The organism is Paenibacillus sp. S-12 (genome assembly GCF_030363895.1).
GTDB lineage: Bacteria > Bacillota > Bacilli > Paenibacillales > Paenibacillaceae > Paenibacillus_B > Paenibacillus_B alvei.
The window spans coordinates 79,048-89,399 of sequence record NZ_JASIUF010000019.1 but is presented as its reverse complement, the minus strand read 5'-3'; the positions used below and the strand labels follow the sequence as shown (position 1 = coordinate 89,399).

At 45.5% G+C, this 10,352-nt stretch carries 9 protein-coding genes; 8 read left to right on the top strand and 1 reads right to left on the bottom strand.

Going from position 1 to position 10,352, the window contains the following annotated elements; translation table 11 throughout:
• Nucleotides 1–281 precede the first annotated feature (281 nt).
• The 5 genes from aiiA (at nucleotide 282) to NO352_RS19110 (ending at nucleotide 4,803) form a co-directional block, all read left to right on the top strand.
• Nucleotides 282–1,040 carry a quorum-quenching N-acyl homoserine lactonase AiiA gene (gene aiiA / locus NO352_RS19130; RefSeq protein WP_005544228.1) on the top strand — a complete coding sequence of 253 codons (759 nt, stop codon included), beginning with the start codon at nucleotides 282–284 and terminating at the stop codon, nucleotides 1,038–1,040.
• A 14-nt stretch (nucleotides 1,041–1,054) separates the two neighbouring features.
• Nucleotides 1,055–2,377 carry an MFS transporter gene (locus NO352_RS19125; RefSeq protein WP_289356522.1) on the top strand — a complete coding sequence of 441 codons (1,323 nt, stop codon included), beginning with the start codon at nucleotides 1,055–1,057 and terminating at the stop codon, nucleotides 2,375–2,377.
• A 44-nt stretch (nucleotides 2,378–2,421) separates the two neighbouring features.
• Nucleotides 2,422–3,810 carry an amidase gene (locus NO352_RS19120; protein WP_289356521.1) on the top strand — a complete coding sequence of 463 codons (1,389 nt, stop codon included), beginning with the start codon at nucleotides 2,422–2,424 and terminating at the stop codon, nucleotides 3,808–3,810.
• A gap of 29 nt (nucleotides 3,811–3,839) precedes the next feature.
• Nucleotides 3,840–4,031 (top strand): hypothetical protein, encoded by a 192-nt coding sequence (locus NO352_RS19115; protein ID WP_005544225.1) that lies wholly within the window; start codon nucleotides 3,840–3,842, stop codon nucleotides 4,029–4,031.
• Between the two features lie 154 nt (nucleotides 4,032–4,185).
• Nucleotides 4,186–4,803, top strand: coding sequence for a TetR/AcrR family transcriptional regulator (locus NO352_RS19110; protein ID WP_040734998.1), 618 nt, complete (start codon nucleotides 4,186–4,188; stop codon nucleotides 4,801–4,803).
• A gap of 42 nt (nucleotides 4,804–4,845) precedes the next feature.
• Here the strand turns inward: NO352_RS19110 and NO352_RS19105 are convergent, their stop codons facing one another.
• A complete protein-coding gene (locus NO352_RS19105) occupies nucleotides 4,846–5,412 on the bottom strand; it encodes a CGNR zinc finger domain-containing protein (protein WP_005544222.1) in 567 nt (188 codons plus the stop codon).
• A 244-nt stretch (nucleotides 5,413–5,656) separates the two neighbouring features.
• Here NO352_RS19105 and NO352_RS19100 point away from each other — a divergent pair, with 244 nt between their 5' ends.
• From NO352_RS19100 to NO352_RS19090, 3 genes are all read left to right on the top strand, one after another.
• Nucleotides 5,657–6,817, top strand: a complete 1,161-nt coding sequence (locus NO352_RS19100) for an epoxide hydrolase family protein (protein WP_005544220.1) — start codon at nucleotides 5,657–5,659, stop codon at nucleotides 6,815–6,817.
• A gap of 213 nt (nucleotides 6,818–7,030) precedes the next feature.
• Nucleotides 7,031–8,557, top strand: coding sequence for an extracellular solute-binding protein (locus NO352_RS19095; protein WP_171414798.1), 1,527 nt, complete (start codon nucleotides 7,031–7,033; stop codon nucleotides 8,555–8,557).
• A complete protein-coding gene (locus tag NO352_RS19090) occupies nucleotides 8,538–10,340 on the top strand; it encodes a sensor histidine kinase (RefSeq protein ID WP_289356520.1) in 1,803 nt (600 codons plus the stop codon). The genes NO352_RS19095 and NO352_RS19090 overlap by 20 nt, the downstream gene beginning before the upstream one ends.
• Nucleotides 10,341–10,352 lie beyond the last annotated feature (12 nt).

Here is a 10,352-nt window from a genome sequence, read left to right as displayed (position 1 = left end):
CGTCTTTAGGCGCAGTTTGGCAACAGGGGGTTATACCCCAAGTGCAAACCACCCGTTGGACGGGTGGTTTTGATTTTAGCGGTACATATGTCATGCCGCTGTAGAGTCAGTCATTAAGCTAACGGGGCAGTTTAGTGACAGTAAGAGAAGTTTTAGGTAATTCATACTGTTCTGATCGGCCTTATTTTCTGGTGATGAATTGACATCGGACAACTTGTCCGTTACAATCAATCCATAACGGACAAGTTGTCCGAATTTGTAATGTGAAGGGTGAAAACTGGATGTATGTCAAGAAGTTGTATTTTTTACCTGTAGGTGAATGTTTCCTAGATCAATCGGCTGTTAATCGAACCCTTGCCCCCGGGAAATTAGTCGGAATGCCCGTTTGGTCTTTTCTGTTGGAAACGACCAGCGGGCCGATACTTATCGATACGGGAATGCCCGACGCATTTATCAACAATCCCGATTACTACAAGGGGACTAGACGTGAAGGGCGCGTCGTCCCCAATATGTCGGACGGCGACTCGATCGTGAATGTGTTAAAACGTGTCGGTTATCGGCCTGACGATATTCAGATGGTCATTAGCTCCCATTTACACTTGGATCATTCTGGGGGAAACGGGCATTTCCGCAATACGCCGATCCTTATTCAAAGGGCAGAGTATGATGCGGCCATAGGCAACGAGGATTACTCTCCATTAGAGTGCAGGCTACCCGATTTACAATATCAAATCATTGAGGGTGACCATGAATTGATTCCGGGAGTTCAAATTTTCTCCACTCCGGGTCATTCCCCTGGGCATCAATCAGTCCTCGTTACGACGGAAAAGTCGGGTCCAGTGCTTCTGACGATTGATGTTGCTTATACTCGGGAGAACTTCGAGAGTAACATACCGTTCTTGACATTCGATCAAGAGATGGCTGCCAAATCGATTATACGTATGCAGGAGTTGATTCAGGATGTTCGGCCGTCCTATGTTTTCTTGGGACACGATAGAGATCAAGCGCAAAAATGCCGCACCTTTCCTGACTTCCTGTAATGGAGGAATAGGCTATGGATACTCAATCAATGGCTTTATCCGGCAATGAGCGGAAATTAATGGGGACACTTTGCTTGCTCATTATTTTCGGAAACATCAATATGACCATGTTTAACTTGGCTATACCGTCGATTTCCGCTAACTTTGCCCTGACCTCCTCACAGGTGAGCTGGGTCATGGTCGGTTACAGCATTTTGATGGCCATCGGCGCTGGTACTTACGGCAAGTTAACGGAGTCCTTTTCCTTCCGTCAGCTGTATGTCATTGGTTTAATCCTTTTTGCTTTCGGCTCTATGATCGGCTTCTTTGCAGCTTCATACTTGCAAGTCATCATTGGGAGACTGCTGCAAGCAGCAGGGGCCTCATCCATCTCTCCCCTGTCTTATGCGGCAGTAACCCTATATTTTAAGCCTTCCGTCAAGGGACGGGTACTGGGAACGTTATCGGCCACAATTGCCTTTGCTTCCGGCTTCGGGCCTGTGTTCGGCGGTTACGTGGAGCAATACTTTGGCTGGCGTGCTTTGTTCATCGTGTCCAGTCTAAGCCTATTTGTTATCCCTTTGGTATTGAAATATGTTCCAAGCAAGAAACACGACCGAGGTTCATTCGATTTTCTTGGAGCTGTTTTGTTCTCCGCCGGACTGGCGTTTGTGTTGCTAGGGGTTACGAACTATTGGTTTATGCTCATTGCAGGAGCGGCATTTCTTCTATGGTTCGGTATTCATGTTCAGAAAAAGGAACATCCATTTATCGATGCATCTTTCATGGAAAACGCTCCTTACCGACGAATTCTAGGGATTGGATTTCTTACCTTCGTTTGCAACACGGGGTTAACCTTTACTCTTCCTGTCATGATGAAGAACGCTTTTCATTTACCGACTAGCGAAATCGGTCTGCTGATGCTTCCCGGTGCCGCCTGCGCAGCTTTGCTCGGATCCCGGATCGGAGGTTGGACGGATCGTTTCGGAAGCTCCCGTGTGCTTGTCATATCGCAAAGTCTCGTCATCGGCGGATTTATACTGCTGGGTGTATCCGTACATTTGTCGCCATGGATCGATGCTTTATTGATCATTATCCTTATGATTGGATTCAACGGTGTCCTCACCTCTAGTAGCAATTTAGTTTCGACGACACTCCGTTCGGCTGAGCTGGGTGTGGGGATGGGTATTTTCACACTGGCCTATCTGCTAGGCGGAGCATTCGGTCCTGCGCTGGTCGGACGACTGATTGATCTAAAGATGCCTTTTTCTGTTGTTTATTTTACCATTGCCCTGTTGGCAATCCTGACATACTTATTCGCAAGAAAAACAAATCCTAGCGAAAGCTATGGTAATTAGTTGGTAGACGGACGACTTGTCCGAAAGATAGGGAGGATAACGAGATGAGTCAATTAAATTCCCAACTGTCCTTTGCTGCTATTCATGAGCTGGCCGAAGGGATCCGAACAAGGGAAATATCCCCGGTAGAGATTACAGAACATGTGCTTCATCGCATCGAACGTTTGAATCCGAAACTGAACGTTTTCGTTACCCAAACGTCCGAGCTGGCGGTTGAACAAGCAAAGGAAACGGAACGTGATATTATGCATGGTCGGTACAAAGGGCCCCTTCACGGGATTCCCATCGTTCATAAGGATCTATATTACACGAAAGGGATCCGAACAACTGCCGGTTCGAAAATATTGAACAGCTTCGTCCCCGATTACGATTCGACGGTTGCAACTAAGCTACATGAGGCTGGAACAGTTCTGCTAGGCAAAGTTCAGACTCACGAGTTCGCTGCGGGATTGACAACAACTAGCCCGCACTTCGGTCCTTGCCTCAATCCGTGGAACACTGAACTTGTAACGGGAGGTTCAAGCGGCGGCTCTGCTTCTGCTTTAGCGGCTGGACTTGCTTATCTGGGCACAGGCTCGGATACCGGAGGCTCTATCCGCATACCCGCCGCCCTATGCGGCGTCGTAGGGATGAAGCCGACGTACGGTCGGGTCAGTCGGTATGGTATCATTCCAATGGCCTGGTCATTGGATCACTCGGGTCCGTTGACCCGAAGCGTCATGGATGCGTCCCTGTGCTTGGATGTGATGTCAGGCTTCGATCCAAAGGATGAATCGACGGTCGATCTGCCTGCGCCAGGTATCAAAATGTATCCGAATGGTCTCAGGGGTGTACGTATCGGATTGCCGACTAGTTACTATTACGAGGATTTGATGCCGGAAGTGGAAGCTGCGATGAAGGCCGCTATCAATAAATTCCGAGAACTGGGAGCGGAAATCATCGAAGTCAGCCTGCCCATGATCAAACATGTTAAAAGCGCGACGATGGCCATTATGATGACGGAGATGTACTCGAACCACGAGAAGTGGCTTGAGACAGAATTGGAACAGTATGGTGCGGATGTCCGAATGTTTCTTGAAAGCAGCAGAGATATTCCGGCTTCCATTTACCTCCAGTCTCAGCGGGCCCGACAATTAATTGTCAATGATTTTTTGAATGCATTGTCCGGAATCGACATCCTATTGACGCCGGCAACACCGATCACCGCGCCGCGTGCAGATGATAATGCTAGTGTATTCAGATTGAACTCATTTACGGTTCCGACCAATTTGACCGGCTTGCCTAGCCTGAGCATGCCTTGCGGTTTCTCACCTTCCGGTCTGCCGATTAATATGCAATTGATTGGCCGCCCCTTCGAAGAAGCGACAGTACTAGGCATCGGCAATACTTATGAGATGAATACCGGCTGGCACAAGAGACATCCGGATTTGTAAGCCTGACTAAATTTGATGGAGGGTATCCTATGGAACAGAAGCAACTTAACTCTGAAGTTAACAGGAAAGCATTGACCGAAACCGGAACAGATACGACGAGCGACAACAAAAAAGCCTACGAGCAGTTTATTCCTACGATCGCAAGTTTGAAGGAACTGGACCTAACTGGCATTGAACCGCATTTGCCTCCAATTTACAAAAAGTATTATACCAAGAAATAAAAAAAGTTCATCGGTCACCCAAATGAAAGTATCTTTAATTTTTTTTACGAAATGTATTATAATATGAATTGACGGACAACATGTCCTATACACGAAAAACGGACCATTGTCCGTTTTTTCGTATTAAATAACAGTTAATTTAAGAAGAAGGGAGATGTTTATAGTGAATTCAGAATCGCAATCTGCCTCTACGAAAATTCCCAGAGAGGAGTTAAACCGAAGACGAATTTTGGCGTCAGCTAGAGAACTTTTTATCAAAAACGGTGTTGACAATGTCAATATGCATCAGATTGCGAAGACTGCTGGAGTAGGACAAGCAAGCCTATACCGCCGCTTCTCGGATAAGGGCGACATCTGTCAGGAGATCGCGTGTGAAGAATACCAACCCTTGTTTGATGAAGTTCAAATATTTCTTGATCAATCCCCAGAAACCGCGGCCTTGGACCGGCTTTACCATGTAATCGTAAGATATGTTTCTTTTTTAGAGGCGAAAGTTCCTTGGCTCTGTGAGGTCAGTCGGGCCTCAACCGGGCATCGTCCGTTACAATCTCCGTTATGTCAATGGATGCGCAATATAAGCAGAAATCTGCTAAATGAGGCCGTTGAACGGGGAGACGTATCCGGGGTGGACATTCCATATACCATTGAAGCCCTGCTGGCCGTGCTTCACAATATCGATTACCATCTCCAAGAAGAAGGCTTTACGAGCCAACGAGTTCTTGATGGATTACAACGCATATTTATTGAAGGTTTAAAAGCTCATAGACGTTAATTGAGGTGAGGGGCTGGGAAGCCAGCCCTATGTTCTACTCTACTAAATCGTCGTTTCGGATTTATGGTGTTTGTGCCGGAAGGTCTTATTTTTTGCTCGGTTGCCGCATGCCTTCATCGAACACCATCTCCCCGTTCCGGGTCTGGATCGATCCACGAATACCCACTGGCAATCCTTCGCTGTACATACACGTATGCGATGCCATATCTTTGTTCGTCTTAGTTCGTACACGATAATGAGTAATTGAGCTAATCCCTTAGCTGCATTTTCATGCAGAGGCACAAGCCGCTCTCCATTCTCATGGAACATGAGTCCGAACTGGAAACTCTTCGTAAGCTGCTCCAGCTTAACCTGTTCCCCAACTCCATCATGCTCATTGTTCACTATTGTTTTGCGCAGTTCATCTCGAAGCACACACGCCAATTGCAATTCTTCTGCTGAAGCAGCATCATCTGATTTTGCAATAAGTTGGTGCTGCAAGAGCCACTCGACTAAGCGGCTAGGCTCCGTTAAATGCTCGATCCCGGGATCTCCCTCGTACCGCGTTCGTCTATCATGTGTATTGAAGAAATCAGCAACCATCTCAAGCTGATCATATCCACTCGTCATCTGCTCAACCACTCCTATTGACACATCACAAGTTAACCATTAAGATTTATTTACCAGTTAGCTAACTGTTTAAATTATTTTACTGGTTATGTTTGTTGGTGATGTCTTATTCGTGCTTCATGACTTCAATATCAGTGTATCACTAGGTCGTTCTAAATTATAGATTTGATGAACTCGCGGCCTAGCTTCCCCAAGTCCTTTCTATTTATTCTCGCGTTTATTCTGCCAAGGAGCGAAGATAACGATGAACTTGAATCCTTTCACAGTGAGTATACCTGACGAAGAAATCGAACAATTGAAGCAAAGATTGCGAATGACAAGATGGCCGGATGAAATCCCAGGAGCAGAATGGGATTACGGGATTCCGATATCGTATATGAAGGATATGGTTCATTATTGGCTGTACGATTTCGACTGGCGCATGGTGGAACGGCATATCAATTCCTTCTCTCATTACAAAGCAATGATTGACGGGAAAGACATTCACTTTGTGTACGAAAAAGGGAAGGGAAGTCGCTCTATACCGATTCTCATTCCCCACGGCTGGCCGAGCACATTTTATGAGATGCTAGATTTGATTCCGTTTTTGATACAGCCGGATAACGATGGGGGCGATGAATCCATCTCATTTGATATTATCATTCCTTCGATTCCGGGGCATGGGTTCTCAAGTATACCGTTGGAGTCAGGATATGAGGATAGACAGGTTGCGAATGTGTTGGTCAAGTTGATGGAGGGGCTGGGCTATGAGCAGTTTGGGGCACATGGCTATGATTTGGGTGCAAGCGTGCTTGGCTTGTTATGCTTGGATCATCCGGAGCGGGTCATTGGGTATCATACGACATCACCGGGGAATCCGAGTCCTTGTATAGGCCAGGGCATGGAGATGTCCGAGGCGGAGCGTGCTTTTCTGACATGTGGCGATCAGTGGTATCGCGAAGAGGGGGGATATGCGCATCTATTGGGAACGAAGCCTCAGACTGCGGCATATGCGCTGCATGATTCACCAGTAGGTCTGGCAGCCTTTATTTTGGAAAAGTGGTATTACTGGACGGTATTTGAAAAAGGGGAATCGATGGAGCAGTTCAGAAAGGATGATTTGCTGGCGAATGTATCGATCTACTGGTTTACCCAGACGATCAACGCAGCGAACCGTTATTATTATGAAGGCAGGCATATCAAGTGGCCGGGGGAAGGGGACATCTGCACTGTGCCGCATGGCGTATCGCTGACGAAGACGCAGCCTCACGAGCGCCCGCCGAGGGAATATGTAGCACGACTGTTCCCGAACATCCTGCAATGGGATGAGCTGAATGCAGGAGGTCACTTTGTAGCGCTCGAGCAGCCGGAATTAGTTGCAAGCCAGATTCGGTCATTTTTTTCGAAAATAGATAAACAAAAATAAAAGAGGGAACAAGCGGAGGCACCTGAACTCAAGGTGTCTTTATTTGTATGAATTACATAAATCTATTAATATTGTTGAGAAATATTGTGTGGGGTTCAAATTTTATACTATAATTGGAGGACTTATATCACTATCGCCGTAGTTCTTTAGGAGGAATCATACAGCCTTTTCAATGGCGCGTGGAATGGATACAAGCGAAAGGGGGTTCTTGTTATGTTGCGCAGCGGTAAATTAATAAATAGATTTATGCTGATGATTTACATGCTAACCTTTCTTATGTTAGGCCTATTTTTTATACCTAAGTTGAGTCCGATTTCAATCAGTCCTGAGAAAGAATTGCAGAATGGGAAAGACATAGCCATTGTGATCAACAGTTTGAGTTTTCCGTTTCCGGCTGGTTTGGACGAAAATCATAATCCTTATTTGGATTATATAAAAAAAAGTGTCGGATTCAATATCCATGTCGAACTGCCGCCTGTACCCAGTTATGAAAAAATGATCGACACCATCATTTCGAAGGAACAGAATCATCCCGATATGATCAACATCAATTCCCCGATCCAATTTGCCAAATTCGTAACGCAAAATAAGCTCCAGCCTCTCGATCATTGGATAGACGAATATGGAGCAGATTTGAAGCGTCTCATACCGGAAGAATTATGGAACCGCGTTCGGTATAACGGCTCGATTTACGCAATTCCGAGTGGCCAGTTGGTGAAGGGGAATGAAGTCATCTACATCCGCAAAGACTGGCTGGATAAACTGAACCTGCCGATACCCGTAACGCTGGAAGATTATAAGGAAGCAATGAAAGCATTTTCGGAAGGTGATCCCGACGGAAACGGAAAGAGAGATACATACGGCTTTACGATGATGAAGGATTTGTATCATTCTTCCCCGCTTTTTGGGGCGTTCGGAGTTCAATTGAACCAATGGACGGAACGTGGGGGAAAGCTCGTCTATGGCAACGTTTTGCCGGAAATGAAGGAAGCGCTCTCATTCTTTGCCGAGCTCTACCGGCAAGGATGGATTGATCCGGATTTCCCTATTTACCGCAGTAATGTTATGAACGAAAAAATAATAGAAGGAAAGGTCGGAATGTTTTCCGGAGCTTGGTATGATTCGCGCGGGGTTATTGCTCAAAGCCTGAAGAAAGATCCGCAAGCGAATTGGATAACCATTGACTATCCGATAGGCAAGAAAGGGAAGCAGGGAGTAGGTGCATTGAATCCAGTTTTCGGGTACCAAGTGGTTCCAAAAGGGAGCAGTCATGCTCGCGAAGTCATTCAATTTTTAAATTTCATTGCAGGTAAAGGCAGAACCTCAATAGTTCTGGGATTTCACAATCAAGTGTGGGATTGGAAAGACGGGAAAATTGTCAGCAAATTTAATGAACATGACAAGCACCTGTACAGAGGCATGTATTCTGCACTGGTGAATGTGGACAAACGGTGGCTGTTGCGGGCACGCAATGATTCCTATGGCAAAGAATTTCGTCTCAACGATAACATTGATAAAATAGAAAAAAATGTCGTGCAAGATGCATACGGCGGCCCGCCCCCTCTTACCATGGTAAGAAAATGGAATGAACTTTATTCATTGCAGGAAGTCTTCGTAAAAATCATTCTCGGCCTAGAATCCACGAATTCATTCGACGACTACGTGAAACGATGGTATGAGAGCGGAGGCACACAAGTTACGCAGGAAGTAAACGATTGGCATGAATCGCATAAAAAATAAGGATGTAGCCATGAAACGATACCAACGTGTGCATCATAAGTTTCTGCAAACCTCGCAACTACGGCTCAGCATCTATTTCTTCATCGTGCTTCTGCCGCTGGTTATCATTAGCTTGTACGTCAATAACAGAGCGAACCAAATTATTATTCAAAAAACGACAGAACAGACTCAAGAGAAGGTGGAGTCTGTTATGAATAACCTTGAATTGTCGTTGCACCATTTTGAGACGTTAACCAATCTAATTGCAACGAACCATAACATAAATGAGAAGCTGAAGGTAAATGGATCGGGGATGTCGCCTCGTACCATTGTTCAGTACTCTGAGCTGCTGCAAGAGCTGTGGAATATTTCGGCGGTGAGTCTGGTGGCTTCCCAGATCACGATTTATCAGATGGAAACCCATACGATGATATCTACGAAATATGGAGGAAAGAGAATTGAATCTGCGACCGAGCGAGAAAGTTTCGCCTCTTTAAATCGGCTTGCGGATCAAGTGGGTACGTTCTTGATGTCCCAACCCAAAGAGGGGAAAGAATCTGTAATCGCAGATTTAGTGGAGGCCAATTCCATATCTCTAGTCAGAAGGCTGAATGCCTTCCCGGATAAGAACAAAGCAAGTTTACTAGTTGTAACTTTACATAAAAATGCTCTCCAGACACTCATAAGCCCGCTGTTGAGTGCCGAGCTGACCAGCTTGCAAATTACGAACAGAGAAGGAGAGTCCATTCTATCCGTTCCCAATGACGATCCAGGCGAAAAACGCGATGGAGATATGCTTAAAGTCAGCGTGCAATCGTCTAGTTACCCAATCCGGTTGGAGGTTTTTCGGCCGATCGAAGAAATTTATAAAGAAACAAAAACGATGAGGCAATTTACCTATTTGATCATAGCGTGCAGCTTCGTGCTTTCCATGCTTATTTCTTGGGGAATTTATAACCGCATCGCTTCCCCTTTAGACCAATTAAAGAATGCAATGAAGGGCTTAATCGGTGGAGATTATGACATACGGCTGCATACAAGGCGGAAGGATGAATTTGGTTATTTGATGGATTCGTATAATCGAATGGCCGAGCATCAAAAGCATTTGATTCAGGATCACTATGAGCAGCAGCTTCGTATTGCCCGAACCGAGCTTACGTTTTTGCAATCTCAAATTAATCCGCATTTCTTATATAATACGCTCAACTCTATCTACTGGACGGCACAAAACTACGAGGCAGAGGAAATAAGCGAGATGGTGCTGAACCTGTCCCACTTTTTTCGGTTAAGTCTTCATAAAGGGAAGGATACATTCACGGTAGAAGAAACGATTACACATCTAGGCTACTACTTACGCATTCAACAGATCCGTTTTTTACATTGCTTTCAGGTCGTTTATGAGATACAAGAAGCAACGAAAACGATCCCCGTATTAAAGCTGCTTTTGCAGCCTTTGGTTGAAAATGCGGTAATTCATGGACTGGAGCAGATGAAGAGCGATGGTTTGTTAATCATTTCGAGCTTCTTGAAGCAGGGGAAATTGATGATTACCGTGCAAGATAACGGGAGTGGAATAAGTGAGCAGCGCCTACAATCCATTTATCAAGTTATTCAGGAAATCGAAGGAAAGACGGCTCCTTTTTCTTTTTTGGAATCCCCGGGAAAGGAGCTATACGGCTTGCGCAACGTTTGTTCCAGAATGAAGATGTTCTACGGCCATGATGCACACATCCGGTTCGAAAGCCAGTTAGGAGTGGGTACAACAGTAACTCTTGAGCTGCCTATTGCCGAATACGACAGATGAATACTTTTGATA